Origin of the sequence: Nostoc sp. PA-18-2419 (assembly GCF_005869855.1) — a bacterium.
Lineage (GTDB): Bacteria > Cyanobacteriota > Cyanobacteriia > Cyanobacteriales > Nostocaceae > Nostoc.
Window position 1 is genome coordinate 1 of sequence record NZ_SZNH01000030.1, and the last position, 26,182, is coordinate 26,182.

Below are 26,182 nucleotides of genomic sequence, written 5' to 3' on the forward strand. Positions count from 1 at the left end.
GTACATACAAATAGTCAGTTGCCTCACAAAAAACCTAGAGGAGGTAAGTTAACCAAAGAGCAAAAGCAATCTAACCGGACTTTAGCGAGTCGTCGAGTCCTGATTGAACATGTTAATCGGCAGTTAAAAGTTTTTCGGATTTTGAGTCAGCGCTACCGTAATCGCAGGAAACGTTTTGGATTGCGCTGTCATTTAATTGCTGGGCTTTATAACTACGAAATTCAAAAAGCCTAAATTCCTGTTGAATTTAACTCAATCCTCCACCATACCACAAAACTTTTTTGCAAGAGGTCTAATGTCTAAGCCCTATATTTTCCCCCTCAACCCTGGTCATATATGTTTTACTCACAATATGCTCTCCGGAATTAATAAATTGAGGGTAAACTTTCCATCCGTCTGTGACGTAGAAGTAGCATTGCCAGGAGGAGACGAATTCCCACAAAGGCTTAAATGTTTGTGCGCTATGGTCACCCAATAAGCTAATCAGCACTTAAGTTGCATCGTTGTTTTAATTCATCTACTGACCAATCTGAATTGGCTAAAAAATGATCTAATGACTGAGCTGAGTTTATACTTACCACCTTCACTATTTCTGGTAACGATTTTCTTTTTATCGTTGATATTATCCCCAAATGTAAATATTTAAAGCACTCATAATTTCTTACCTCTTTGAACAGGTCTTTATACTCTGTACAATATTCATCAATCATGGCAACTGTTGGGTGAGCATAAGAAAGCCAAATGTTTGAGAATTTGTAATTCTACATCCATTGCCCTGCCTACCTGAAGAGAGTTTTTTCTTTTAATCCTTTTATTCAGAATACTCGGAAACTCACATACAGCGGTTTTCAATTGAGTAGACTACAAAATGTATAAACTAGAAGAGTAATAAAAATACTCACAGTAATGCCTGCTGCCTACTCAAATGATCTACGCCAACGGGTAATTGATGCTTATACAGCCAAGGAAGGGTCACTTCGACAACTTGCAGACNGAATACTCGGAAACTCACATACAGCGGTTTTCAATTGAGTAGACTACAAAATGTATAAACTAGAAGAGTAATAAAAATACTCACAGTAATGCCTGCTGCCTACTCAAATGATCTACGCCAACGGGTAATTGATGCTTATACAGCCAAGGAAGGGTCACTTCGACAACTTGCAGACCGCTTTCAAGTAAGCTTATCGTTTGTCCAACGGTTAATTCGTCGCTACCGAAATATAGGACAAGTGACTCCAAAACCTCATGCAGGTGGAGCGATCGCTAAAATCACAGTCGAGAATTTATTAACAGTGCAGCAGCTAGTAGATGAACAACCAGATGCTTTACTAGAGGAATTGTGCGAGCGTTTGGCACAACGGAACGGGATTACCGTCAGTGTCCCAACCATGCATCGTGCAATTCAACGCTTAAGGTTGACCACTAAAAAAAACATTGTATGCCTGTGAGCAAGACAGCCGACGAGTCTGTTTGATGCGCTTTGAGTATAGGGATTGGGTATTGAACGTTGATCCACACAATTTAGTATTTGTAGACGAGTCAGGTCTAAACTTAGGAATGACACGGCTCTATGGACGTGCAAAACGTGGTGAGCGATTGTACGACTCTTGCCCCCGGAATCGAGGAAAAAACATCTCGTTAATTGGGGCGTTGAGTATGGATGGACTAATTGCCACTATGAGTATTCCTGGCAGCGTCAATACCGATGTATTCTTAACCTACATTCGAGAGATTCTGACACCTCAATTGTGGGTGGGAGCGGCTGTAGTCATGGATAATCTACCAGTACATCAAGCCCTAGTAATTCGAGAAGCTATTGAAGCTGTTGGTGCGCGGCTTGTCTTTTTACCTCCCTATTCGCCTGATTTGTCTCCTATCGAATTGTGTTGGTCAAAACTCAAACAGTGTTTACGTACTGCAAAAGCCCGTACTTGTGAGCAACTTAACCAAGTATTAACACAGATTGTGACTGAGCATATTTCCTCCGATGATGCTTGCGGCTGGTTTGCTCATTGTGGTCTATTCATTTGAAAACTGCTGTAACTTTTTCTGGATAGCGACGGCTATAGAGTAGCCCTAGTAATCCTCCTGTACTATGACCAATCAGGTGAACAGGTCGATTTGAAGATTTGAGGTGGTCATCAAGTAGAGCAACAGCATTATCTAGCGAACTTACTTCATCTTGGCTTTGGCTATATTTCCATTCTTGGATTGTCACTAAATCTGACAGGTAACAAAGTAGGGGTTGAGCAAAGTATTGCAAACTAGGGCTTGTATTTAACCAAAGAACATCCGGTAGTCTAGACATCCCGATTTTCCTGTAATTATAAAAATTCTTAATTTATAAATTAAGAATTTTTATAATTAATAATTACAAGCTGCTATATCGATTACAGCTAGAGTAACCACTATGTCAAACTTGCTGTAAATATTATTGAAAAATATATTCAATATGCTGGGAAAATCTTACAACATTACTCAAATTATTGCAAATTATTATTGTTAGTTCTTAAATAGGGTTTCTGGTTGAAATTCGTGAGTAGTATTTGGCTTTGATATAGCTTAACGTTGACTGCTAATGTTACATCTAGTATCGTTGAGCRGGGAAAAACCAACGTGAAAGCACAGGTATTTAGAGGTGTCAATCAACTGTCTTACGAAGATATCCCAGTTCCAATCCTGGAACCAGATGAAGTATTGGTACAAGTGCGGGTAGTGGGGTTGTGTCAGTCAGATATTAAAAAAATTCGTTATCCACTCTATGAACCGCCGCGCATTTTTGGGCATGAGACTGCTGGTACGATCGCAGCAGTAGGATCTCATGTACAAGGTTGGCAAGTTGGACAACGGGTAGCAGTAATGCACCACATCCCTTGTATGCATTGCGCCTACTGTCTAAATGATAATTTTTCCATGTGCAATGTCTACAAAAACATTTCCACAACCGCAGGCTTTAATGCTAGTGGTGGCGGTTTCGCCGATTATGTCAAAGTACCCGGACATATTGTCCAAAACGGCGGGTTAATTCCCATCCCCGACAATATTAGTTTTGAAGAAGCAAGTTTTGTTGAACCGACTAACTGCTGCTTGAAAGCAGTGAAAAAAGCCCAAATTGCTCCAGGACAAACTGTGTTAGTCACGGGTGCTGGGCCAATTGGATTAATGTTCATCATGTTGGTGAAGTATTTCGGAGCAAAAGCGATCGCCACGGATTTACTACCTTCTAGAATTGAAAAAGCTTTACATGTGGGTGCAGAGGCGGCTTTTGATGCCCGTGATACCGATTTAACCGCCAAAATTCATGCCTTGACTGGTGGACTAGGTGTTGATGTAACCCTGTTGGCTGTCCCTAGTGATAAAGCTTTCTTTCAAGCACTTGATTGCACGCGCAAAGGCGGTAAAATCTTATTTTTCGCTGAATTTCCTGATGAAGTAGAAATTCCGATCAACCCAAATATTCTCTACCGTCGAGAAATTGACTTAATGGGCAGTTACAGCTCATCTTATCGGCTTCAGAATTTGTCAGCTGATATTGTATTTAATCAGCTCATTGACGTGAAAGCATTAATAAGCGATCGCTATCCATTAAAAGATTTATCAGCAGCAGTAGAAGCGGCGATCGCACCTACGGCGGAAACTTATAAAATCTTGATTTATCCGTAAAAGCGAGATGAGGGGATGGGGAGATGCGGAGATAAGGAGGATGAGGAAGTGTTAAAACTAAAAGTTTAAAGTTCTGAGGTTCAACGACGAAGCTCAAAGGTTCAACGACAAAGCTTAAAGGTTCAACGACGAAGTTCACAGGTTCAATAATGAAGCTCACAGGTTTAAACTACTAATCTTAATACTCGCTCATCCGCCTTATCCCTCCATCTCCTCATCCCCCCATCCCTATATGCCCTATACTCTACTTTTCGTCGCTCTACTAGCTTTCTACGTCGCTTGGAATCTCGGAGCAAATGATGTTGCTAACGCGATGGGAACCTCTGTAGGTTCCAAAGCTATCACTCTCAAACAGGCACTAATAATTGCTGGGGTATTAGAGTTCACGGGTGCTGTCTTGTTTGGACATCAGGTAACGGAAACTCTGGCAACGAAAATTGCCAATCCCGGCTTATTTGCTGCTACACCCGAAATACTGGTTCTTGGGATGGCCACGGTGCTAGTTTCTTGTGGAGTGTGGTTGCAAATTGCTACATCACGCGGTTTACCAGTGTCATCTTCTCATGCAGTTGTAGGTGCGATCGCTGGATTTAGTTGGGTAGCTTTGGGAATAGACGCAATTGATTGGTCATCTATTGGCATGATTACCATTGGCTGGGTTTTAACGCCTGTAATCAGTGGTGCGATCGCAGCTTTATTCTATAGTCAAATCAAGTACTGGATTTTAGATCGACCGAATCAATTAGCGCAGTTACAAGAATGGATTCCCTGGTTGAGTACCGTACTACTGGGTATATTTGGTGTGATTGTTTTACCCTCGCTAACTCAACCTCTAACAAATTTTTTAATTGAGGAAGTTGGGTTCAACCTACCCGGTTATGACATTCCATTGTTAATCGGTGCTGTAGCAGCAGTTGGATTGACAATTGTTAGTTGGCGACAAATTGAACAGACGGGAGATGAAGGGCATAGGGACAGGGGGCAGGGAGATACAGGAGCGAATAATAATTCCTCGCTCAACAGTCCCCTAGAAAAACTATTTGCTCGATTCCAACTGCTAAGTGCTTGCTTTGTTGCTTTTGCTCATGGTTCTAATGATGTGGGAAATGCGATCGCTCCTTTAGCTGCGATCGTCTATATCAATACCACTGGTAGCGTACCCGTTGATGGTATCACTATCCCTATCTGGATTTTAATCCTTGGCGGTGCTGGTATTGTCGGGGGTTTAGCTGTCTGGGGGAAAAAAGTCATCGCTACCATTGGCGAAAACATCATTTCTTTGCAACCTAGTAGTGGATTTTGTGCAGAACTGGCTACTGCTACCACCATCTTGATTGCCTCGCGGCTTGGTTTGCCTGTCTCTACCTCCCACGCCCTTGTCGGTGGTGTAGTAGGTATTGGATTGGTGCAAAATATTAAATCGATTAAATTCAAAACTTTACAAGGTATTGCTGGTGCATGGCTAATTACAATCCCTGTTAGTGCCGTCCTTAGCGCTGCTATCTTCAGCATCGCTCGGATTTTATTTTTCTAAAAATTATTATATTTTCTTAATTTTTCCCTCTACTCGCTGTAAAACCTAAACTGCAACAACTTTAAAAAGCCTGTTTTTGCAGAATTGCTGCTCATTTATTAGAATGTTGTGCAGGGGATAGCGTAACTTAGAATTTCCACAGAAAGATACTTTAATCTCCATTAGAGATGTAAACTGTCACTCAAGTTACATTCCACAGTAATTTATAGCTCGTTTCGCAAGTCAGACAAATTTGTGGCGATCAGGCACTCACTTGTGAGTCTTTGATAATACTATTGCCACTAAAACAACAGGTATAGGACTTACACAATTGTAATGCGTGAATTTATTAAAAAACCTGAGGTCGGTTTTCGACCATCAGACGCTACTTGCTTTAACTCTCTTAACCAGAGCAATGCAGTGGCTCAAGTCTTGAGAACAAATTTTAAATTTCCTAAAGTGATAATGTTTTGCTAACCTTGTGTCCAGCATGACAAAATTACGTTGAAATGCGGAAGTGCTGTAACAGCATTTTTTGTTTATCTGACAAAATACAGGAAATCAGTATGATTGCCAATCAAGTCTACGAGAAGCAGCTTTATTGTCAAGGTGTTAGAGGTTAAAAGCTAATGGGGCGATTCGAGAAGCAACCAGAAAACCCGCGAGTCAGAGGCGAACTCTCCAGAGCAGCAGAAAATGCTCTCTGGGCTGTAGTTGAGGACTTAGAAAATCTCCAGCAGAATGTCCTTAGAACATTGCAAGAAGACATCAAGCGGCTTCAAGCAGAAAAAAATCGGTTATCTGACGACATTCAAAGCTTGCTAGATGAAAAAGAGCATTTGCAACAGGTGCGGCAAATTACTGAGCAACAAGCATTAATTCGTCAGTTGGCAGAAGTTCTGGCAAAGCATATATCTTCGCAACTGCAATCCTCTCTGGCAAATTTAGCTACGCAAAACATAGAGGGCAAATCTTACGAACAAGCTGCACTGAAATCTGCTGAGGTGAGCAGCAATGCAGTCAGTGAAATCAATGAAAAAGTCGAACACATGTTTGACAGTCTCGATGACACCGTTACTATCACTTTTAATTCCCTGCAACAAGAATTAAAAAATTATCAAAGCAATCTTTCCCAACAGCTGTCACGGATGTACAGCCAACAGCAGCAAGGGGAAGCAATTTTGACAGAGTTTGTGAATCGCTTGCATGGACGACTAGAAAAAACTATAGAAGAAAGTTCTCGCAAAGCATCAAAAACAGGTACACCTACTGTTTTGCAACCCAAGGAGCCAGAGAAGAATACTTTTTTCGAGAAATCCCCCCAGTTAGGTGAAGTAGTCAGAAATACCCCTGAGCCAATTTCTGTCCTCAGCAACGACTCGTCCCCAAAAACTCCACCCCAGCCAACTGCTGTACTTCTGACACCTCAGGAAAACACTACTGAGCCAACTTCTGTCCTCAGCAACGACTCGTCCCCAAAAACTCCACCCCAGCCAACTGCTGTACTTCTAACACCCCAGGAAAACACTACTGAGCCAACTTCTGTCCTCAGCAACGACTCGTCTCCAAAGACTCCACCCCAGCCAACTGCTGTACTTCTAACACCCCAGGAAAACACTACTGAGCCAACTTCTGTCCTCAGCAACGACTCGTCCCCAAAAACTCCACCCCAGCCAACTGCTGTACTTCTAACACCCCAGGAAAACACTACTGAGCCAATTTCTATCCTCAGCAACGACTCGTCTAAAAGCAAAACTAGATCAGAACCTCCTGCTGCATCAGTTCCACAGAGGGAAGCAACACAACCTTCATTAAAAATTAATGCTCCCGAACTAGCCTCTGTCCTGCGTAGAAGTGTGCCACAGAGCAAAACTAAATCCACACCTGTGACTACGCTAGATCTGCCTAAAGAAGCAAAACCGCCGCTACGCCGATCGCCTAACTCCTCGGGCTTATCCTCGATTCAAATCGGTTTATTGTTGATTGTGTTGTCCACAGTCATATCCTCGCTTTACAACGTAGCCATTAAGATAATTTTTCACGAAGGTTCCCAGATTTTTGGAGTACTTGAGGTAGAGCAGTTACTACCCCCCACTTTGGGCAATACTTTCTTAATTTTGACGATGCGATTTATGGTGGTAGTACCACTGTTAGTATTGTTGTCTCCCATACTGCATCCTAGACTGTGGCAAGATTTGGAAAACTTGGCTGATTCAGTCCGAGGAAATCCCACACCTACGAATGCAGCGACAAAGCAAATTTTGCTGTTATCAATTGTCAGTGGGTGCTTTTTATTTTTATCTCAAGTACTAATTTATATTGCCATCGCTCAAGTCCCCACTGGAATCGCGATCGCGCTTTTCTTTATCTATCCAATGATTACCGGTCTATTCTCCTGGTTTCTATTGGGCGATCGCCCAACCATATTTCGTGTAGGAGCGATCGCGGCTATTTGCTGCGGTGAATTATTGGTTTTAGGAGTTTCTCCTACCACTAGTATTGGTAATACTTCACTAGGAAGCAGTGCTGCGATTATTTCGGGTGTAGCTTTTGCTGCTTACATAATTCTGACGCGAGTCTGTGCTAGTAAACTACATCCGGTGACTTTTACTTTAATTAACTTCGCGACGATGTTGCTGTTAAGTTTTATTTGCTTGATGTTACCTTTACCAAGCAACTGGAACTTGCTAATTGACCCCACAAAAATGCTGGAACTGATTTTAAGTGCATTTATTTTGGGTGTGTTGACTCTTTCTGGCTATTTGCTCAACAATGCTGGGATTACCAAGCTAGGTGCCTCACGTTCAGCCCTCATCGGTGGTAGCATTCCAGTTTTAACCGTAATTTTCGCTGGGTTAATCATTCAAGAAAATTTGGATATTGTGCAAATTCTGGGAGTATTGTTCGTAACTTTTGGCGCCGCAGCCTTCAGCTTTGAAACAATGCGAAATCAAATTAAACCCTCTACTCCCACTAATTAAGGGACTGATAAATAAAAAATGCCCCATTGTTCGCAGTCATCAGTCAGCAGCAATATGATGGTAGCTAGTGTAGCTGCTGACTTTACGGGAAGTCCTAAAACCTCTGTCAAGAGGGAGGGTAGGGTGTAGGGAAAAGAAGAAAAGCTCACTACACCCTAACTACGTAACCCCACACCCTCACTCATCAATCCACATAACGTGAAAAGTCAGGTGTAGCTGCCATCAATTTCACCGTGAATGGTGACAGTATTTAATTCGTAAGTCATAATTCCTAATTTTTAAGATTCAAAGGGAATAGGCAATAGGGAAATCCTCGTCATTAAAATTAAGGAATTTCCAAAGGACGTATTAAAACATTACGGCTTGCTGTCTCATTTCAAATATTTAATTTTCTAGATTAGTAAATTCACACAAAAGTTGTAGCGTCAGCGTCCCGCAAGTCAAACTTACAAGGGCTTGTATTCAATTATGCGTGTGAGCTTCTATTGCTCTTTGCCTATTCCCAACGCGAAGGGCTTGGTGAGATTTATAGCGCTTTTGCACTAATTGAACTACATTACTCCCTACTCTCCACACCTATAGGGAAGTTGTATTTTTAGAAATTTAGCCTGATACAGATCAGAAAACACGTATATATGAGCAGTGTGAGTAGTACTGACTCAAGCAATTGAGCATGAGTACTTACCCACAAAGAAGACTTGCAAGGAGTTAAGACGATTGCAGCGCATTTTTGAAGTTAATAGCACCAATGTCTAGACTAACTTATTTTTTTAGCTTGGCAGCCTATTGTTACTACAGGAATATATACAGCGATCGCCCTTGATAAGCTACTAACAGATGTTTAAAAATCTACCGTTGTGATCGATATTCCCCATACCCTGCTTTTTCAGAAGGAAAACCTTCTTCAAGTCCTCGTTTTAAGGAGGATTTACCAGGGTATAAGGTTTTTAATACATCAGGTATCACTTTGAAAACATTCTCTAAGCTGTTCCTTGTTTATTGGACATAGGCAAGTTTCATAGTTTTCTTTCTAGAAGATGCTCACAATCAAAAATCAAGAGTTAAAAAAACTGGCTTTTGAACAATGACTATTGATCTCAAAATTACAATTTAAACTACTTTCATGAAAAAAATATAAATTAATCTCCAAAAAATCTCTAAAAAATTATCAAATACCATTCAATATGTTTTATTATATTTTTGAATAATTGCTAATTTTGGAGTTAAATCGAGCTTAATAGCTATCCAGTTAATTTTACTGTGTTGCTGCTTTAAGGTCATTTTTGTAACATACAACAATAAATTAAACTTCCAATTAGATATTTTTCAATATAAGTAAATATTGATTTTTTGAAAAGTCAATTATTTTAGTAAATCTTAGCTATTAATCTTAAAATATATGAATATATTCTCAAAGCAAAAAACAATGATACAATCATTAACGATGTTTGAAAAAGTAGGCATTTGGAAATTGAAATTGTTTATTTTACTTGATATCTACGATTTTTTATCAAGACAACGAACTATATTATCGAAATATCACTGGAGGTTGTGAACAAGATGATAGTTCGCAATGAGCTATTTAGCTCAAGTTGTGAATGTTGGGACACTTGGCAAACGCTTTCCTTCTAAATCGCTATTATTTCCGGTCAATTATGTACTACAAATAATTTATCAAAGCTAAACACAAACTATCTTTTTCAAGTTTTATAGATATCCCAGATGAACCCTGCAAACTAGTTTTATATCTTCGAGCTACATAATGTCATAATTAGCTATAAGCAGGTTGACGCTATTATCCTTGAAGTATAAAAAACTAGAAAAACCTAAAGAACTTAAAAAGCTTTGTAAATTACTTGCAACACAGTTGACTTTGAGGATATAAGTCACTCTCAAGCTAAACTTGGTGATGTCTTTTAATTTTCTGAACATATATATAGGAACAGTTGTAATAACAACACTTAATCTCCTTATGTACCAGAAAATATGCGATAATAGTAGGTTGAGTTACCACTAAGATTGTATTTATCGCATACGAATATAGTCTCAAGTGAAGACATTGTCTTCAGCCAGGTGTATACTACCTATTTTCAGTCGATTAAAAACTGTGTAAACGTGCTATTCAATTGTCTGTAATATGAGTAACGACATAGATCTGATCAAACGTCTTGACCCCAGTGCGATGGATCAGATCATGCTTTATCTGGCTTTCAGTGCCATGCGGACGAGTGGGCACAGGCATGGGGCATTTTTAGACGCAGCCGCAACAGCAGCCAAGTGTGCAATTTATATGACCTATCTAGAGCAGGGACAAAACCTGCGAATGACAGGGCATTTGCACCATTTAGAGCCGAAACGGGTAAAAATTATTGTAGAGGAAGTTAGACAAGCGCTAACTGAAGGGAAACTGCTGAAGATGCTTGGTTCTCAAGAACCTCGCTATCTAATTCAATTGCCTTATGTTTGGTTAGAAAAATACCCTTGGCAACCAGGGCGATCGCGCGTTCCTGGTACCAGTCTAACAAGTGAAGAAAAAAGACAAATAGAGCAAAAACTGCCAAGTAATCTACCTGATGCCCAGTTAGTCAGTTCTTTTGAGTTTCTGGATTTGATCGAGTTTTTGCACAAGCGATCGCAAGAAGACTTGCCACTCGAACATCAAATGCCTTTGAGTGAAGCTTTAGGTGAGCATATCAAGCGCCGTCTGCTGTATTCAGGTACGGTAACACGCGTTGATTCTCCTTGGGGAATGCCCTTCTACGCTCTTACCCGTCCTTTTTATGCTCCAGCAGACGATCAAGAACGTACTTACATTATGGTGGAAGATACCGCTCGGTATTTCCGGATGATGAAAAATTGGGCAGAACGGCGACGAAATGCCATGCGTTTATTGGAAGAACTTGATATCCTTCCAGAAAAAATGGAACAGGCTATGGAAGAATTGGATGAAGTTATTCGTGCTTGGGCAGATAAATACCACCAAGACGGAGGTATTGCAGTGATTTTACAGACAGCTTTTGGCGAAAGAGCCGATTAGTACAAATATACTAAATCGACAATTCCCAAAGCTGAATAACTAAAAGACTTCCAAATCAAAAATTATTCCACTGTTCACAAACGGTTAACACTCAACAGTCAGCAACTTCAAACGGGATAATTTATTTGTTAGAGTTTCCTAACCTGAGTTTGACTAACCTCTTTCGACTTCTCCGTGCATCAAAGAGGAGCATTGTAGTGTTTTGCATTTATTTGAACCAAAATACTTGGTAGGGTATTTTAATTACCTCAAAATTGCTCCGACATTCGATTTAAAGTCGGTTGAGTACACAATCGAAATCTCAAACCCTGGCATCAAGCCTATTTTACTTCCTAATTCTGATTTTTAACTTGTGACTACTGTAATTGAATAGAGTTGGTTATTAGCCAACTCTGTAGATAGTCACCCTCTATTTTAAATCAATTGCAAAGTACCTAATTTAATTAGTACCGGGCTGCACTGGAATAATCGGTTGTGTTGCAGGTGGCGTAGTCTCGAAACCAGGACTTGAACCGGCAGGTAATATAATGGGTGGTGTAGATGAAGATGAATCACCGATAACGCTGCTGTCGCTGCCATCAATACATGTATCTAAGGCCTGAGTCGGGGGAAGCTCAACTTTACTAAGTAAGCCGACTACACACTGACCAAAGCGCACCGGTAACAAACTGCGACCACAGTAATTTAGAACTGATGGATTAACTGCTTCCTTAGTCATGGAGCTGACACCAACTACACAGGTAGCTAACTCCTCAGGACGCCTAGCTCTGGCACAGTAAGAAAAAGCATCTGGAGCTGCAATTTGAGTTTGCTTGTTAATTTTGACGACGCAAGCACCAAAATCCCTGGGACGTAGTGCCTTTGCACAACCTTGTGATGCCGCTTGTTGTGTTATACCTACCTTTAGCAGGCCAGCCGCACACACACTGTAATCATTCCTGTAGGAGGCAGCGATCGCCATATCAGGTATCGTTGTCAACAATCCAGCTATTGCTAAAACTGGTACTGTTAAAATCCTCAAGGTAGAACTACTTTGTTTGTTCTCACCTTTGCTAACCGCTTTTTTGCTCTTTAACATTCCCATTCTCCAAACACCCAAAGTAATGCTAACTCAAATATTTTAAAAATCCTCAGTAATCAAGCACAATTGAGATGTCAGCATTCAAAATTCACCAATTAAGCAGTCACAATGCTTTTGGATTGAGCATTCAAACTAGTAATATCCAGACACGATTAATTATGCTCAAATTGTGTTAATATGAAAAATTGTGTTAATATGATGACTCTTTCAAAACAGAGCAGATTCAAGGAAAGTGAAGTACACAACCTGAGTTTAGTAGCCAAGCAAAAGGCTTGTTTTACTGCCGAGTTCTGAATTCACCAATTCTAAATTCTGCTCTAAGTAGGTAATGTCAAAAGTATTTCAGAGTAACAATACTGCGTAAACCAATTTAACGATTGAGTAACCTACTAAAACCAAATAAACACAAAAAACTAATTGGCAAGAATACGATACGGCACGTCGGAATTTACGCTTGGGGAGAGGATGCCTGTACTTTGATAAAATATGTCATACCACAAGCAACTTCGTAGAACCAAGAATCTCCTGATTTTTAATCAGTGGAGTGTCAAAATAAAATGTTTGGGTAAAGTTTAAATAGGATTAGATTAAGGAAACTCATGTCCCGATATAGAGGACCACGCCTCAGAATTATACGTCGCTTGGGCGACCTGCCAGGATTAACTCGTAAAAGTGCTAGACGCGCTTATCCGCCAGGTCAACATGGTCAGAACCGCAAGAAGCGCTCTGAGTATGCTATCCGTCTTGAAGAAAAGCAAAAGCTCCGCTTCAACTACGGTTTGACGGAAAAGCAACTGCTGCGTTATGTGCGGAAAGCTAGACGTGTTACTGGTTCTACCGGACAAGTGTTGCTGCAATTGCTAGAAATGCGTTTGGATAATACCGTTTTTCGCCTGGGTCTAGCTCCCACGATTCCAGCAGCCCGCCAATTGGTAAACCACGGTCACATCACTGTTAACGGTCGTGTCGTTAATATTGCCAGCTATCAGTGCCGTGCTGGTGAGGTAATTGCTGTCAGAGACCGGGAACAATCACGGAAGTTAGTAGAAAATAACTTGCAATATCCCGGTTTAGCCAATCTCCCCAGTCATCTGGAGTTTGACAAAAATAAATTGGTTGGTAAAGTCAACTCCATTATTGAGCGGGAATGGGTGGCACTGCAAATTAACGAACTGCTGGTGGTGGAGTACTACTCACGACAAGCGTAATAGTCATTTGTCTTTAATTATTTGCTTTAGGCAAGTCTCAAAGTTTGAGCGGAGGTTTTCTTTGCTCAGACTTTGTTGTAATATACCAGTCCTGAATAAGAAAGTGATATCAATTCAAAATTCAAAATTCAGGCATTAAGAAAGCGAGACAGAACAAAGGTATATTCGTATGTATCTCTCGCATTCTTTTTTCAAATTGGTATCAAATATCGCTGCTGTTAACAGTTGACCGTTGACTGTTAAGAATCAACAGCCACCACTGATATTTTTTATAACTTAAATAAATTGTTTTAGAGGGAAAATACCCTTAACTTCAGTTATTTCCAAAAGACAAACCGTAAAGTCTGAGCGCTGCTTTGGGGCGTAGAGGCTCGGAGGGCGGCTTGCTAGAGCTATGGCTGTATGATCTAGCCTTTGGGGGAGGGAACTAAGGTGTCAGGCTCCGTAGCAAGTGCGAGGATATTTGTGTGGCTATGACTTCAGGTTCTAGGTTTTGATTCTTGACAACGAGTAGATCGTAAAGAGTCCAATTAATCGTGCCAATAATGCTGTTGATAGCAATTTGAACATTGAGCACAGGTGGATTGAGAAATATCTCTTGAGCAATGCCATCCTCAATAATGGTCAATAAAATCTTGCGATAGTTTTGTCGCGCCGACTGAAGTTGTTCAGTTGCTGCCACATCACCATAACCGACTTGAATGAAGAATAGCTTGATTAGTCCTTGATGCTGATGGAAATAGCGCAACGTGAGCAAAACAACCATCTGGATTGACTCTTCTGGATGAGAACAGGCTTTGTGAGCTTGAGCAATTTGAAGATGTAATTTATTTAAATGCCTGACTATGATGGCGGTAAGCAATTCTTGCTTGCTTTTGAAATGCCGATAAAACAATCCAACTGATACACCATAAAAGTTCCTTTGGGTTCTCAATCACAAACACCCAAAGGCAAGATTGTCTGGCGCGAGGTGAAGATTGCCTTAGTAGCTCGCTTAGGTGAATATAAAAAGCGGTCTGGTGAAGAGGTATTGGAACTTTGTAAAGAGAACCAATCACCAATGACTATCCACCAATTTGGGACATAGTACGAATGTATGCATCTTTAGTACCAGAGTCGCGTGCCTTAAAATTAATTTCTGGCTTGATTGCTAGTAAACGCTTTACCTGCTCTTGTAGTTGAGCAGTACTAATACCAGAACGCAGAGCTGTTTTTAGGTCGAGTTGACCAATTTCATTCAATAAACACGGACGCAACCAACCATCAGCACTCAGGCGCATCCGGTTACAATGATCGCAAAAACATTCTGACATCTGACTAATAAATCCCACCGTTCCTTTAGCTCCAGGAATTTTAAACACATCAGCAGGCCCAAATCCACGAACTTGGGATTCTGTCAACCCCCAGCGTTCTCGGATACGTTGGCGTAATTCAGCTGAAGATACCCAACCGCGATCGCCAAATAAATTCAAATTGCCAATGGGCATAAACTCAATAAATCTAACATGCCACTGTCTATCAATTGTCAGGGCAGCTAAATCTAGAACTTCGCTATCGTTAATGCCAGGAATGACTACCACATTCAACTTCAGTGGGTCAAATCCAACTTCGTAGGCAACTTGAATTCCTTGCCAAACTTGTTGCCAACGAGAACGACCGCGATTGCCGATAATTCGATCAAATGTCTCGGGTTCGAGAGAGTCGAGACTAATATTAATTCGTCGCAGGCCTGCATCGTAGAGGTTTTGTGCCATCGAAGCCAGTAAAAACCCGTTAGTGGTCATTGACAAGTCTTGAGTTTGAGGAAAAGAAGCGATGGCGCTGACCAAATCTACCACGCGCGGACGTAATAATGGTTCACCGCCAGTCAAACGAAAGCGGCTAAAACCAAGAGGAATAAATACCTCTTGCACGAGAGTGAGCAGTTCTTCATCACTCAACATCTGTTGCTTAAGAATATAGTCCAGTTCTACTCCCTCTGGCATACAGTATTGACAACGGAAGTTGCAGCGATCGATTAAACTAATCCGGAGGTAGTCTACCTGGTTCATCATTTTATTTTTATTATCTTTGAATAAGAAAAATTTCACTGAGGTGGTTTACCCCTTTCTCAATTATTTTGTTGTAATTGTAAAWACCGTCTTACCCCTTAAGTTAGAATTCACAGATTGTGGCATAATAAGCCGGTCGTATATACTACTCTTTAGCCATCAATCGTGCAAGATACCGACTCCATCAACGACCTTGCTGCTGCTTTGCAACAGCCAGTAGATCTTACCTTTGAACTGCCCGATCCAGAAGATGAACAGATTCTAGAATCAGATTTTCAACAGCAGCTCGAAATAGCTTGGCAGGTATGCGATCGCTTCGATCTGCAAACTGAAATCTGGCGGGGGCGAATTTTACGGGCAATCCGCGACAGAGAGAAAGTTGGTGGTGACGGACGGGGTACGGGCTTTCTCAGATGGCTAAAAGAGCGAGAAATCAGCAAAAGTCAAGCTTATGCCTGGATTCAACTGGCTAATAGTGCTGATACCCTTTTAGAAGAAGGCAAACTAGACCCCAGTGCAGTGAATAACTTTAGCAAACGGGCATTTGTCGAAACCTCTAAAGCAGTCCCAGAAGTACAACACATGGTGAGTGAAGCTGCCCAAAAAGGCGATCGCATCACCAGGAGGGAAGTCCGACAACTGACTGATGAATGGACAGCTATGTCCTCGGAATTACTGCCCGAACCAGTCAAGGCAAAAGCCGCAGATAACACCCTTCCACCACGCTACATTGCTCCTCTGGTGAAGGAAATGGAAAAACTACCAGAATCGCACCAAAAGTTGATCCAAAAGGAAATAGCTGCCAATCCTGATGTAGATACTTTGAAACAGGTTACTACAGAAGCGCGTAACTTAGCAAAATACCTCAAAGGAGCAGCTCAAGTCCAAGCCTTAGTCCAAGAAAATATTGATATTGAAACAGCTTTAGAAGAAGCGCAAAGAGTCGGCTGTTTGAGCATTGCTGCTGATTTAGTCAATCAAGCATCTCAAATAGAACAAACCATCGCCAAACTCTACATGAGTTGGAAACGTATCGGCAATTTGGCAGATAGATTATATGTAGATACTGGTGCAAGTACACCCAACTTGCGATCGCTCCTCAATTGCTTAGAACCTCTAGGTGGTGAAATCATGGAATTGCAACTGAGTGGCACGACAGAACACACAGTACGTTTGCAAATTCAGGAGACGAATTAGGGCATCAGGTATGGAGTATTGAAAACAGGACACGAGGAAGCAAAGACGCGGGTAAGGAAGAAAATGGGCAAGGGGAAAAATCTATAGCAGCAAAGCTTTAGCAATTCTAATTAGCGGCGCAGGATCTAGAAGCAAGCAAGGCACTATGGGGTATCCCATCTGGGACTTCAGCAACCAAAACCACGTTACCATCGCTATCCATTATCCATCCTTGGGCTTCCACAATTTCAGTAGGTTCATTGATATAATTCACTTTTTGTGATGATTCTGTGTTTGGCTGCGATTGAACAACTACTTTACTCTTGATAGCCTCGGGATGATTCTCACTTTCTGAATTCGGTGTTATCCAATTTGCTAGCACTGCATCAGCCATCAACGGCTGTGTAGGATCGGCTGATATTCCTCCACGCCCAGTGTTAGTAAATGTACTCTTGGCCATTTTTGTACGAGAACCACAACCAGCAACAATTTGCTGGGAAGCATCAACTAGATTTACCGACAATTGCACTAATCCTTTACTAGGGTCAACATCTGGTGAGTTAATTTGTACTGTGCCACTTAATGAAGAGTTTTGCTGAGAAAATGCCGTGATGTCACTTGTTGGTAGATTATTCGGATTTACTTGTTGTGAATCTAACTTCTTTACGTCTGCACGGGTACGGGGTACAAATCCAAAAATATTTTTAGTAGTGATTGTAATTTTGCCACCAGAACCAGAGAAGCCATTAGCGGTGATATCGCTATTTCCAAAAATAGGGGTGACAAGAAAACCATTTGGTGCAGAGATAGTGATGTTACCACCAGTTTTGTCACCCCCACCATTAGTGGATATTTGACTGTTGCGGCGCATCAATAATAAGTCCCGCACCTGTAGCCCAATGTTACCACCTTTACCTGATTCACTATTAGATGTAAGTTTTCCTTGATTGTCCAGCAGAATAGAGTTAGCAGTTATATTTAAATCACCTGCTTTGCCGAGATTATTTGGATCTCCCACATAAATTACATTCTTTCGAGCTTGGCTGTTGACATTTATTGCAGCGCCATCTTTGACAATCAATTGCCCTGTAGTTGCTGTCAAGTTTCCTCCATCTCCTGGCCCTTGAGTGCCAGAAAACAAGCCACTAATCTTAGAACCATTTGGTGAGGTTCCAATTAGTTCTATAAACTCAGATGCGTTAACTGTTAAGTTTCCGCCTTTTCCGGCAGCTGGTGTAAACTGATTAACAAGAGACTCATAGAAGCCTTCAGTACTTGTTGATATTCTTGCCCCTCCCTGAATACGCAACTTTCCAGTGTTGATTATTATGTTGCCAGCATTTTGACTGCCATAAGTTTCACTAAATAGTCCGCTGGATACTATATCACTACCATCTGGTAACGGAGGAATGGGGATGCCGCTAATGAGTTCTACTGAATCTGAGGCGTTTATCGTCAATTCCCCTGGTAGTCCAGAGCCAAAATTGTACATTGATACTTGCGCTCCATCTTTGGCAATAAACTTTTTAGTTGTGATATTTATATTTCCAGAGTTTCCAGTGTTTAAAGTTCCAGTAAACAAAAATACATTTTCTCCAAGTTCTACAGACTCGGAAGCATTCACTGTCAAATTTCCTCCTGGTTGCCCTCCTAAGGTAATACCAAAGATATTTGAACCAGTAACCAGCACACGTTTGCCTTGCAAATTGATATTGCCGCCACTTTCACCACTAGTATCTATAGTGGTGAAAATTTGATTTAAATTGATTAGTTGGATATTCTGAAAATTTTTGACACCTTCATATCCAAATGTCCAAGCTTGATTAGTTGAACTCAGACTAACCAAACTATTCGGAGCAACGCTTCCTAACTCAATTATTCCTGCTTTTGCGGTTAAATTTCCCCCCTCTAGTGTTATGTCACCACCTATTAATGCTAAAGTTTTACCTGACTGCACCTGTAGACCAACACTTTGTCCAAAGAAGTTAGTTGCGCCTTCTGTGCTTGCTTGGGATTGATTGCGTATTGGAGCCGCAGTTGCTCCAAATTGTAAGCCAATGGGAGCACTTACTGTCAGCAGAGGTGCAGATTCAGGAGTCGTAGCACTAAACTTTATACCATCAGCAAAATTTAAGCTACTTGCTGTACTAGTGACAAATGAACCACCGATATTTAAAGAAGCATTTGCTCCAAAAATAATCCCATTAGGATTAATCAAAAATAGATTGGCGCTACCGTTAGCTTTCAAAATACCATCTATATTAGAAATAGAATTGCCGGTAACTCGAGCGATAATATTTTTAGTATCTATTGAATTGTTAAAATAGGCTGTGCTTCCTGTAGAGACAGAAAACTTGTCAAAGCTGTGAAACAAGTTTTCACCACGAATTGCCCCTCCATCAATCTGGTCTATAGGGTGACCATCGATTAACTTTGGTGTAATAATCGAACTTTCAGCTCCAAGGGTGGCATCTTTTTGAATTTGGGCTAAAGCATAATCCTGAAAGCAAGTAAGTACTCCAGCAATTGCTAGAGTACTCCCTATCCTCAAGTCCCAGTACCAACAGCTTCGATTTTGAGACATTACAAACTTGCGCTCAAAAAATCAGAGTCAATGACTAGGATAAACTTTTTACAGTAGAAAAATTAAATTATTTAGCGCTCTTCCATCACTCTGGTCAAAAAAATCTTAACCAACTTTTAAAGAAGATACAGAAACCGGGTTTAGAGCTTTATTTTCTAATATTATGCCTAAAATCAGCTTTTTTGGGGCTTAAAGTCTTGTATAATAAAGATTATTGGTTTTTTCTCCGGAGAGAGTGATTAGAGGATGTTTGAAAAGTCCTCTTGTCTGTATCAAAAGTTTTAGATCCCTCTAAATATCCCTTAAAAAGACAGAGTTTAATTCCGGCTCCCTCTTTTTAAGAGGAGTAGTGGGAAATCTAAAAGTGCTTAAAGTCACAGCAAAACACTTTTAWAACAACCTCTTAAAGAGTGTTAGCAGTTACAACCGAAAGGGCTGTTATTTGAAGGGCAAGGAACACACCATGCTTTTTTAACTAATACAATTTCTGGTATTGGAGCTTTTGGGGTTGTTGCCAACAATGTATTAGGTTGCTGTTCATCAGCTGCATTATCAGATTGGAGTTGATTTGGGTCAAGATTACACTGCCAATAAAGTCTCAAAACTCTATCTTCTAATATGCCGTATTTTTCAAGTACTGAATGTAAATCGGTATTTTCTAGAGTTTCAGCAAATTTTTGCTGAATCTCGTTTGTTAACTGCTCTAATATTTGAGGGTCTATGACTGCTTGAGAACTCATGATTGTTTGGTTTCCTTACGGAATATAGATGGATAATTATTTGTTCAAGTCGGCTTGTAAGAATTACGCAATCTGTAATAAAAGTTGACATTTTTATTCCGGATTTCTATTAACTATTAAAATTCGGAGAGTGGAGAGTAGGAGGAGTGCTTTTTTCTATGTTTAACGAGTGCCTAGCTACCTATGAGGCTTGGCATTCACAATGCAGTCCGATGCATTCACAATGCAGTCCGATGCATTCACAGATGAAACATCAGCCACCGCTAGCTGCACCGTCCTTAATTCTGTTCGGGTGGTAAACAGCGAAGGCTCAAACAAATCATTCCATTGGCTGATAAAAGCGAACAAAAACAGTGTTGACAACACCGGAGGCGCTAAAGGTAGGATTACTTCCTATAAAATTTATAGTTGGTTACCGTCATTTCTGGCTCCGGCTTGTTCTAACTTCAGGGAAATTGTCTAGAAATATTGATGTAAAAGGAAAATTCCAAAGCTGTCGAGTGCAGTGGGTAAAATTAGCACTCCATAAGTATTTATCATATGTTCCTACTTCAACACCAAAAAAATCACAATACCAACAATTGAAAGCAAATCACCAAAGTTGCCAAGACAACCAACAGCACTGCTGGGTGTCCCCAAAATTTCAGCCGTGGGAGGGAATAACTAGCCAAACTAAAAGTGAGAATCTCAAACGCCGTCACAGCGATCGCTACCAAGGTAGAATTAGCAAACGCCAGTAAAAATTTACCAGGCTGCATGGCAGCAAGGTAAATAGCTAAAGACCAGTTATTTTTCCATAAATCTTTTGGAGTTGCGATTGTCGGTGCAAAGGAGGTGACAAAAACTATAAATAGTGGTAGGACAACGATAAATGCTCCTAGCAGTAACACTACTAGGCTCACAAAATCGCCAAATTTGTAATTCTAGTTTGGTTTAGGCATGAGTTGCCAACGCAAAGCATTTGTTTCTCTAGTATTAGAGCATCTAGCCGAGCAACAGCTAATCTATAAACATAGTTATTTGTTAAGTTAAATTAAACCACAATAAATATTACCCTACCAACAGAGGGTAAATTGAATTGTGGTGTCAAATAATTCTTTCTTTACAGGAGAAAACATACCATGCAGCAGCTAAGAGACCAATTTTCAGAAATTGATTTCAAGAGCGAAAAATACAAAGACGCTTATAGCCGGATTAATGCGATCGTGATTGAAGGGGAACAAGAAGCCCATGAGAATTACATCCAACTAGCCCAACTGCTGCCAGAATCGGAAAAAGAATTGATTCGTTTATCTAAGATGGAAAGTCGTCACAAGAAAGGATTTGAAGCTTGTGGACGCAATTTGCAAGTCATCCCAGATTTAGTATTTGCCAAAGAATTTTTCTTGGGACTACACCAAAACTTCCAAACAGCAGCAGCTCAAGGCAAAGTCGTCACTTGTTTGTTGATTCAGTCTTTGATTATTGAATGTTTCGCGATCGCAGCATACAACATCTACAKTCCCGTTGCCGATGATTTTGCCCGCAAAATCACTGAGGGCGTAGTAAAAGATGAATATAGTCATCTCAACTTTGGAGAAGTTTGGTTGAAAGAACACTTTGGACAATCCAAAGCTGAATTAGAAGAAGCAAATCGCCAAAACCTGCCACTCGTTTGGAAAATGCTCAACCAAGTAGCGGATGATGCCAAAACTTTAGCAATGGAAAAAGATGCTTTAATAGAAGACTTTATGATTCAGTATGGTGAAGCATTGAGTAATATCGGGTTCAAAACTTTCGAGATTATGCGCTTGTCAGCCCACGGACTCACAGCCGCTTAGAAAAGTTTAGGAGTGATGGAATTATTAATTATACTCCCATCCTAATTCCTAACTCCGGACTCTCAATTCCCAACTTCCAACTTCCAACTAATTCTACGCGCTCAAGACAGCACAAGGCTAATAATCATTACATGTTTGGTCTAATTGGACATCTGACTAGTTTAGAACACGCTCAAGCGGTAGCTCAAGAATTGGGATACCCAGAATATGCCGATCAAGGGCTAGACTTTTGGTGCAGTGCCCCGCCACAAATTGTCGATAGCATTACTGTTACCAGTCTGACTGGACAGAAAATTGAAGGACGCTATGTAGAATCTTGCTTTTTGCCAGAGATGTTAGCTACTCGTCGCATCAAAGCAGCAACGCGTAAAGTGCTTAACGCTATGGCACATGCACAAAAACACGGTATTAATATTACGGCTTTAGGCGGATTTTCCTCGATTATTTTTGAAAATTTTAAGTTGGAACAGTTTAGCCAAGTCCGCAACATCAAACTGGAGTTTGAACGCTTCACCACGGGAAACACCCATACTGCTTATATTATTAGTCGGCAGGTAGAACAAGCATCAAAACAGCTAGGAATCGATCTCTCAAAAGCAACTGTTGCGATATGTGGTGCAACAGGCGATATTGGCAGTGCAGTTACACGTTGGCTAGATGCGAGAACAGATGTTAAAGAACTTCTACTAATAGCACGTGACCAAGAACGTCTCAAAGAGTTACAAAGCGAACTGGGGCGAGGAAAAGTCATGACTTTGAGCGAAGCATTACCCCAAGCTGATATTGTGGTTTGGGTTGCTAGTATGCCCAAAGGCATGGAAATTGAACCTACCGTTTTGAAACAACCATGTTTGTTAATTGATGGTGGTTATCCTAAAAATTTAGCAACAAAAATTCAGCATCCGGGCGTACATGTGTTAAATGGTGGAATTGTAGAGCATTCCCTGGATATTGACTGGAAAATTATGAAAATTGTCAATATGGACGTACCAGCACGCCAGTTGTTTGCTTGTTTTGCTGAATCGATGTTGCTGGAATTTGAGAAGTTGTACACGAACTTTTCATGGGGACGCAATCAGATTACCGTAGACAAAATGGAGCAGATTGGTCGGGTGTCAGTGAAGCATGGATTTAGACCGTTGTTGGTTTAATGATTGGTCATTGGTTATTGGTCATTGGTCATTTGCTTTACACAAAGCGCAAAGTCTGGGCGCTGGCTTCCGGCGTAGACGCCTGCAAGGCGGCTTGCCTGAGGCATCAGTTAGCGCCGCGTTAGCGACGCAGCGAAAAGTCGGAGCGGCGGCTTTTGCCCTTAGCACAGCGGTAGCAAGTCCGCGAGCGTCTCTGAACTTTTCAAGACAGGAGCGTCACTTTGTACGAGAGGACAAATGACTAATGACAAAAAATAGATATTTCATAACTCATAACTCCTACGATGGCAACTACTGAACGTAAACCGCTACTGTTGGATTTTGAAAAGCCCCTAGCAGAACTTGCAACCCGAATCGATCAAATTCGGCAACTTGCTGAAGAAAATGGCGTTGATGTTTCTGGTCAAATTCGTCAACTAGAAACACGCGCTATGCAACTGCGTGAGGAAATTTTTAGTAGTTTATCCCCAGCTCAGCGTTTGCAAGTCGCTCGTCATCCGCGTCGCCCCAGTACTCTCGATTACATTCAAGCAATTAGTGATGAATGGATGGAGTTGCATGGCGATCGCTGTGGCGGTGACGATCCGGCTTTAGTTGGTGGTGTTGGGCGTCTGAGTGGACAACCTGTGGTGATGTTGGGTCATCAAAAAGGCCGCGATACCAAAGATAATATTGCCCGCAATTTTGGTATGCCTTATCCTGGTGGCTATCGCAAAGCATTGCGGTTGATGGAACATGCCAATAAGTTTGGGATGCCGATTTTAACTTTTATCGACACGCCGGGGGCTTGGTCTGGGGTGGAAGCGGAACACCAAGGTCAAGGAGAAGCGATCGCCTATAATTTACGGGAAATGTTTTGCCTAGATGTGCCAATTATCTGCACAGTCATCGGTGAAGGCGGTTCCGGGGGCGCACTCGGCATCGGTGTTGGCGATCGTCTATTGATGTTTGAACACTCAGTTTATACTGTCGCTACGCCTGAAGCCTGTGCCGCCATTTTGTGGAAAGATGCTGCCAAAGCTCCCCAAGCCGCCGTCGCTCTCAAAATTATTTCCCACGACCTCAAAAATTTAGGAATTATTGACCAGATATTGCCTGAACCCATCGGTGGTGCTCATGCTGACCCCTTGAAAGCTGCTACCACGCTCAAGCAAGTGTTGTTAGAAAATTTGGAGGAACTTAACCGTTTAACCGCTCCCGAACGCCGCCAACTGCGCTACGAAAAATTCCGCAAAATTGGTATTTTTACAGAAGTTGCCTATTAGCAGTTGATAATGATTAATTAGCCGAATAGCAATGCTATAATTGCCTATGGTGCTTAAAGATTTTTTAACAATCTGATTAGCCATAGGCATTGGCATGTTTGGCAAATCTACTTAATTTGATTGAGTGGCTTTTTATATTATTAAGTAATTTACTTCGACTGTAGTGGGTGATTTCTCAGGTAATAATTTGTAGCCTTTACTGGGAAAACCCATAAAATAATAACTACTGCATAGCAAAGTAGCAGTTGCTCTCTAAAAATCTAATGATTTTTAAATTCCTTTAATCTATCGAAACTCAAAGATGAGAATAATTGGGTAGTAATAGAGTTTGGGAATTGCCAAAAAATTGAGAGACACCATGAGTGCTGAGCAAAAACGACGCGCCCTAATTACAGGGGCAAGTAGTGGAATTGGCAGAGCGGCGGCTTTAGCCTTTGCAAAGGCGGGAATCGATGTTGCTTTAGTTAGTCGTTCTTTGGATAAGTTGGAGGCGGTAAGAGAAGCTCTAGAGCATACTGGGGTAGAAGCAAAAGCTTACGTTTTAGATTTAGGGCAAATCTCCCAAGTAAAAGAAAAGATTCAAGCGATCGCCCTTGACTTTGGTGATATAGATATTTTAGTAAACAATGCTGGCATAGCGTATACAGGTAGTTTGAGTGAAACTCCCCTTTGCGAATGGCAGCAAGTAATTAACCTGAATCTCACCAGTGTATTTCAGTGTATTACGGGGATATTGCCATTAATGCGCGATCGGGGCAGAGGCACAATTATCAACGTCGCCTCCATTGCCGGCAAGCAACCATTTCCCTATTGGGGAGTATACAACGTCAGCAAAGCTGGTTTGATTGCTCTCTCCCAAACCTTGGCACAAGAAGAACGCACCTACGGCATTCGTGTCACAACCATCTGTCCTGGGGCAGTCAATACCGAAATTTGGGACACACAGACACTCAATGCCAATTTAGACCGTTCCAAAATGTTAACTGCGGAAACTGTAGCCCAGTCAATCCTCTACACAGTTGTGTTACCACAACAGGCAGTTATTGATGAATTGATCATAATGCCTAGTACAGGCACACTCTAACTTGTCATTTGTTCTTTGTATAAAGCAAATAACCAATGACAAATGACCAATGACCAATGACAAAATCATAACCAAGACTGAATCATGACTACCGCTAGTTCCAACGGTTCCAATTACTCTCAATCGCCTTTAATTCCCGACTTAGCAGAAGCCATAACTCCACGACCCGATCGCAATACCCACAATGGGAGACAGGTAGATCTATTCCCGCCAAAAGAGGAACAGATGGAGCAAATGATGGATGCTGTGCGGACACTTATATTGGGCGTTGGAGAAGATCCGGAACGTKAGGGACTCCTCAAAACACCAAAACGAGTAGCTGAGGCAATGCGATTTCTAACTAGCGGCTACAACCAATCCCTCGAAGAACTCGTTAACGATGCCATCTTTGATGAAGGGCATAACGAGATGGTACTAGTGCGAGATATTAATTTCTTTAGTCTGTGCGAACATCACATGTTGCCATTTATGGGTAGAGCGCACGTTGCTTATATTCCCAATCAAAAAGTTGTGGGACTGAGTAAATTAGCCAGGATTGTCGAGATGTATTCCCGCCGCCTCCAAGTCCAAGAAAGATTAACCCGCCAAATTGCTGAAGCGATTCAGACTATTCTCGAACCTAAAGGTGTTGCCGTTGTCATAGAAGCTACTCATATGTGCATGGTAATGCGGGGAGTCCAGAAACCAGGTTCTTCAACTGTCACTAGCGCAATGGTCGGTGTGTTTCAAGAAGAACACAAAACCCGTGAAGAATTGTTTAATTTGATTCGCCACCAAGCAACGTTTTTTTAGCAAATGGGGCATTGGGCTAAGAAGAAGTGTGGG

Annotated in this window: 22 protein-coding genes and 3 pseudogenes; 16 read left to right on the forward strand and 9 right to left on the reverse strand. The window is 41.3% G+C overall.

Annotation, left to right across the window (positions count from 1 at the left end):
• Nucleotides 1–234, forward strand: a 234-nt coding sequence (locus tag FCR06_RS24165) for a transposase family protein (RefSeq protein WP_138499596.1), incomplete at its 5' end; no start/stop codon positions are given.
• Between the two features lie 61 nt (nucleotides 235–295).
• Here the strand turns inward: FCR06_RS24165 and FCR06_RS24170 are convergent.
• Together FCR06_RS24170 and FCR06_RS24175 are read right to left on the reverse strand one after the other, a co-directional pair.
• Nucleotides 296–478: pseudogene (locus FCR06_RS24170) on the reverse strand (IS1 family transposase); the annotation flags it as partial.
• 22 nt (nucleotides 479–500) lie between these two features.
• Nucleotides 501–771: pseudogene (locus tag FCR06_RS24175) on the reverse strand (IS701 family transposase); the annotation flags it as partial.
• A 311-nt stretch (nucleotides 772–1,082) separates the two neighbouring features.
• Between FCR06_RS24175 and FCR06_RS24185 the strand changes: the two are divergent.
• Together FCR06_RS24185 and FCR06_RS24190 are read left to right on the forward strand one after the other, a co-directional pair.
• On the forward strand, nucleotides 1,083–1,451 hold the full coding sequence (locus FCR06_RS24185) for a helix-turn-helix domain-containing protein (RefSeq protein WP_138504271.1): 369 nt from the start codon (nucleotides 1,083–1,085) through the stop codon (nucleotides 1,449–1,451).
• Nucleotides 1,438–2,034, forward strand: a complete 597-nt coding sequence (locus FCR06_RS24190; RefSeq protein ID WP_138504272.1) for an IS630 family transposase — start codon at nucleotides 1,438–1,440, stop codon at nucleotides 2,032–2,034. The genes FCR06_RS24185 and FCR06_RS24190 overlap by 14 nt, the downstream gene beginning before the upstream one ends.
• Here the strand turns inward: FCR06_RS24190 and FCR06_RS24195 are convergent.
• Entirely contained in the window at nucleotides 2,027–2,311 is a 285-nt protein-coding gene (locus FCR06_RS24195; RefSeq protein WP_223280267.1) for an alpha/beta fold hydrolase, read from the reverse strand. The two genes, FCR06_RS24190 and FCR06_RS24195, sit on opposite strands and share 8 nt — an antisense overlap.
• Nucleotides 2,312–2,619: 308 nt before the next feature.
• Between FCR06_RS24195 and FCR06_RS24200 the strand changes: the two genes are divergently transcribed.
• From FCR06_RS24200 to hetR, 4 genes are all read left to right on the forward strand, one after another.
• Nucleotides 2,620–3,666: a zinc-dependent dehydrogenase gene (locus FCR06_RS24200; RefSeq protein ID WP_138504274.1), complete on the forward strand. Its 1,047-nt coding sequence runs from the start codon at nucleotides 2,620–2,622 to the stop codon at nucleotides 3,664–3,666.
• Between the two features lie 232 nt (nucleotides 3,667–3,898).
• Entirely contained in the window at nucleotides 3,899–5,200 is a 1,302-nt protein-coding gene (locus tag FCR06_RS24205) for an inorganic phosphate transporter (protein WP_138504275.1), read from the forward strand.
• A 608-nt stretch (nucleotides 5,201–5,808) separates the two neighbouring features.
• Nucleotides 5,809–8,160 (forward strand): EamA family transporter, encoded by a 2,352-nt coding sequence (locus FCR06_RS24210; RefSeq protein ID WP_138504277.1) that lies wholly within the window; start codon nucleotides 5,809–5,811, stop codon nucleotides 8,158–8,160.
• A gap of 2,137 nt (nucleotides 8,161–10,297) precedes the next feature.
• Nucleotides 10,298–11,197, forward strand: a complete 900-nt coding sequence (gene hetR / locus FCR06_RS24215) for a heterocyst differentiation master regulator HetR (protein WP_138504279.1) — start codon at nucleotides 10,298–10,300, stop codon at nucleotides 11,195–11,197.
• A 439-nt stretch (nucleotides 11,198–11,636) separates the two neighbouring features.
• Here the strand turns inward: hetR and FCR06_RS24220 are convergent, their stop codons facing one another.
• Nucleotides 11,637–12,275, reverse strand: a complete 639-nt coding sequence (locus FCR06_RS24220; protein ID WP_189523556.1) for a hypothetical protein — start codon at nucleotides 12,273–12,275, stop codon at nucleotides 11,637–11,639.
• Nucleotides 12,276–12,877: 602 nt separating this feature from the next.
• On the opposite strand from FCR06_RS24220, the gene rpsD reads away from it, so the two are divergent.
• On the forward strand, nucleotides 12,878–13,486 hold the full coding sequence (rpsD, locus tag FCR06_RS24225) for a 30S ribosomal protein S4 (RefSeq protein WP_138504283.1): 609 nt from the start codon (nucleotides 12,878–12,880) through the stop codon (nucleotides 13,484–13,486).
• A 427-nt stretch (nucleotides 13,487–13,913) separates the two neighbouring features.
• Here the strand turns inward: rpsD and FCR06_RS24230 are convergent, their stop codons facing one another.
• Nucleotides 13,914–14,420, reverse strand: coding sequence for a TetR/AcrR family transcriptional regulator (locus tag FCR06_RS24230; protein ID WP_138504285.1), 507 nt, complete (start codon nucleotides 14,418–14,420; stop codon nucleotides 13,914–13,916).
• Between FCR06_RS24230 and FCR06_RS32955 the strand changes: the two genes are divergently transcribed.
• Complete coding sequence (locus FCR06_RS32955) at nucleotides 14,409–14,573, forward strand: hypothetical protein (RefSeq protein WP_189523557.1); 165 nt, start codon at nucleotides 14,409–14,411, stop codon at nucleotides 14,571–14,573. The genes FCR06_RS24230 and FCR06_RS32955 overlap by 12 nt on opposite strands.
• Here FCR06_RS32955 and moaA read toward each other — a convergent pair.
• The gene (moaA, locus tag FCR06_RS24235) at nucleotides 14,551–15,537 is read right to left on the reverse strand and encodes a GTP 3',8-cyclase MoaA (protein ID WP_138504372.1); all 987 of its coding nucleotides are present in this window, start codon (nucleotides 15,535–15,537) and stop codon (nucleotides 14,551–14,553) included. The genes FCR06_RS32955 and moaA overlap by 23 nt on opposite strands.
• Before the next feature lie 165 nt (nucleotides 15,538–15,702).
• Between moaA and FCR06_RS24240 the strand changes: the two genes are divergently transcribed.
• Entirely contained in the window at nucleotides 15,703–16,734 is a 1,032-nt protein-coding gene (locus tag FCR06_RS24240; protein WP_138504287.1) for a hypothetical protein, read from the forward strand.
• Between the two features lie 106 nt (nucleotides 16,735–16,840).
• Here FCR06_RS24240 and FCR06_RS24245 read toward each other — a convergent pair whose 3' ends face one another.
• The 3 genes and pseudogenes from FCR06_RS24245 to FCR06_RS33810 all read right to left on the reverse strand — a co-directional run.
• Nucleotides 16,841–19,297: a filamentous hemagglutinin N-terminal domain-containing protein gene (locus FCR06_RS24245; protein WP_138504289.1), complete on the reverse strand. Its 2,457-nt coding sequence runs from the start codon at nucleotides 19,295–19,297 to the stop codon at nucleotides 16,841–16,843.
• A gap of 413 nt (nucleotides 19,298–19,710) precedes the next feature.
• Nucleotides 19,711–20,037, reverse strand: a complete 327-nt coding sequence (locus tag FCR06_RS24250; RefSeq protein WP_138504291.1) for a hypothetical protein — start codon at nucleotides 20,035–20,037, stop codon at nucleotides 19,711–19,713.
• Between the two features lie 252 nt (nucleotides 20,038–20,289).
• Nucleotides 20,290–20,939, reverse strand: a pseudogene (locus FCR06_RS33810) (carbohydrate ABC transporter permease); the annotation flags it as partial.
• Between the two features lie 219 nt (nucleotides 20,940–21,158).
• Here FCR06_RS33810 and FCR06_RS24265 point away from each other — a divergent pair.
• From FCR06_RS24265 to folE, 6 genes are all read left to right on the forward strand, one after another.
• Entirely contained in the window at nucleotides 21,159–21,857 is a 699-nt protein-coding gene (locus tag FCR06_RS24265) for an aldehyde oxygenase (deformylating) (protein ID WP_138504297.1), read from the forward strand.
• Nucleotides 21,858–21,988: 131 nt separating this feature from the next.
• Nucleotides 21,989–23,008 (forward strand): long-chain acyl-[acyl-carrier-protein] reductase, encoded by a 1,020-nt coding sequence (locus FCR06_RS24270; protein ID WP_138504299.1) that lies wholly within the window; start codon nucleotides 21,989–21,991, stop codon nucleotides 23,006–23,008.
• Nucleotides 22,983–23,249: a hypothetical protein gene (locus tag FCR06_RS24275; RefSeq protein ID WP_138504301.1), complete on the forward strand. Its 267-nt coding sequence runs from the start codon at nucleotides 22,983–22,985 to the stop codon at nucleotides 23,247–23,249. Before FCR06_RS24270 ends, FCR06_RS24275 begins: the two co-directional genes overlap by 26 nt.
• 43 nt (nucleotides 23,250–23,292) lie before the next feature.
• Nucleotides 23,293–24,273, forward strand: a complete 981-nt coding sequence (locus FCR06_RS24280) for an acetyl-CoA carboxylase carboxyltransferase subunit alpha (RefSeq protein WP_138504303.1) — start codon at nucleotides 23,293–23,295, stop codon at nucleotides 24,271–24,273.
• Between the two features lie 358 nt (nucleotides 24,274–24,631).
• On the forward strand, nucleotides 24,632–25,357 hold the full coding sequence (locus FCR06_RS24285; RefSeq protein WP_138504305.1) for an SDR family oxidoreductase: 726 nt from the start codon (nucleotides 24,632–24,634) through the stop codon (nucleotides 25,355–25,357).
• An 84-nt stretch (nucleotides 25,358–25,441) separates the two neighbouring features.
• Nucleotides 25,442–26,149, forward strand: a complete 708-nt coding sequence (gene folE, locus FCR06_RS24290; protein WP_138504307.1) for a GTP cyclohydrolase I FolE — start codon at nucleotides 25,442–25,444, stop codon at nucleotides 26,147–26,149.
• Nucleotides 26,150–26,182 lie beyond the last annotated feature (33 nt).

Excerpts from the sequence above, each read along its gene's own strand:
- FCR06_RS24185 (WP_138504271.1), top strand. The coding sequence starts at position 1,083 with ATGCCTGCTGCCTACTCAAATGATCTACGCCAACGGGTAATTGATGCT.
- FCR06_RS24195 (WP_223280267.1), bottom strand. The coding sequence starts at position 2,311 with ATGTCTAGACTACCGGATGTTCTTTGGTTAAATACAAGCCCTAGTTTG.
- FCR06_RS24205 (WP_138504275.1), top strand. The coding sequence starts at position 3,899 with ATGCCCTATACTCTACTTTTCGTCGCTCTACTAGCTTTCTACGTCGCT.
- FCR06_RS24210 (WP_138504277.1), top strand. The coding sequence starts at position 5,809 with ATGGGGCGATTCGAGAAGCAACCAGAAAACCCGCGAGTCAGAGGCGAA.
- hetR (WP_138504279.1), top strand. The coding sequence starts at position 10,298 with ATGAGTAACGACATAGATCTGATCAAACGTCTTGACCCCAGTGCGATG.
- FCR06_RS24220 (WP_189523556.1), bottom strand. The coding sequence starts at position 12,275 with ATGTTAAAGAGCAAAAAAGCGGTTAGCAAAGGTGAGAACAAACAAAGT.
- rpsD (WP_138504283.1), top strand. The coding sequence starts at position 12,878 with ATGTCCCGATATAGAGGACCACGCCTCAGAATTATACGTCGCTTGGGC.
- moaA (WP_138504372.1), bottom strand. The coding sequence starts at position 15,537 with ATGAACCAGGTAGACTACCTCCGGATTAGTTTAATCGATCGCTGCAAC.
- FCR06_RS24245 (WP_138504289.1), bottom strand. The coding sequence starts at position 19,297 with ATGTCTCAAAATCGAAGCTGTTGGTACTGGGACTTGAGGATAGGGAGT.
- FCR06_RS24250 (WP_138504291.1), bottom strand. The coding sequence starts at position 20,037 with ATGAGTTCTCAAGCAGTCATAGACCCTCAAATATTAGAGCAGTTAACA.
- FCR06_RS24270 (WP_138504299.1), top strand. The coding sequence starts at position 21,989 with ATGTTTGGTCTAATTGGACATCTGACTAGTTTAGAACACGCTCAAGCG.
- FCR06_RS24275 (WP_138504301.1), top strand. The coding sequence starts at position 22,983 with ATGGATTTAGACCGTTGTTGGTTTAATGATTGGTCATTGGTTATTGGT.
- FCR06_RS24280 (WP_138504303.1), top strand. The coding sequence starts at position 23,293 with ATGGCAACTACTGAACGTAAACCGCTACTGTTGGATTTTGAAAAGCCC.
- FCR06_RS24285 (WP_138504305.1), top strand. The coding sequence starts at position 24,632 with ATGAGTGCTGAGCAAAAACGACGCGCCCTAATTACAGGGGCAAGTAGT.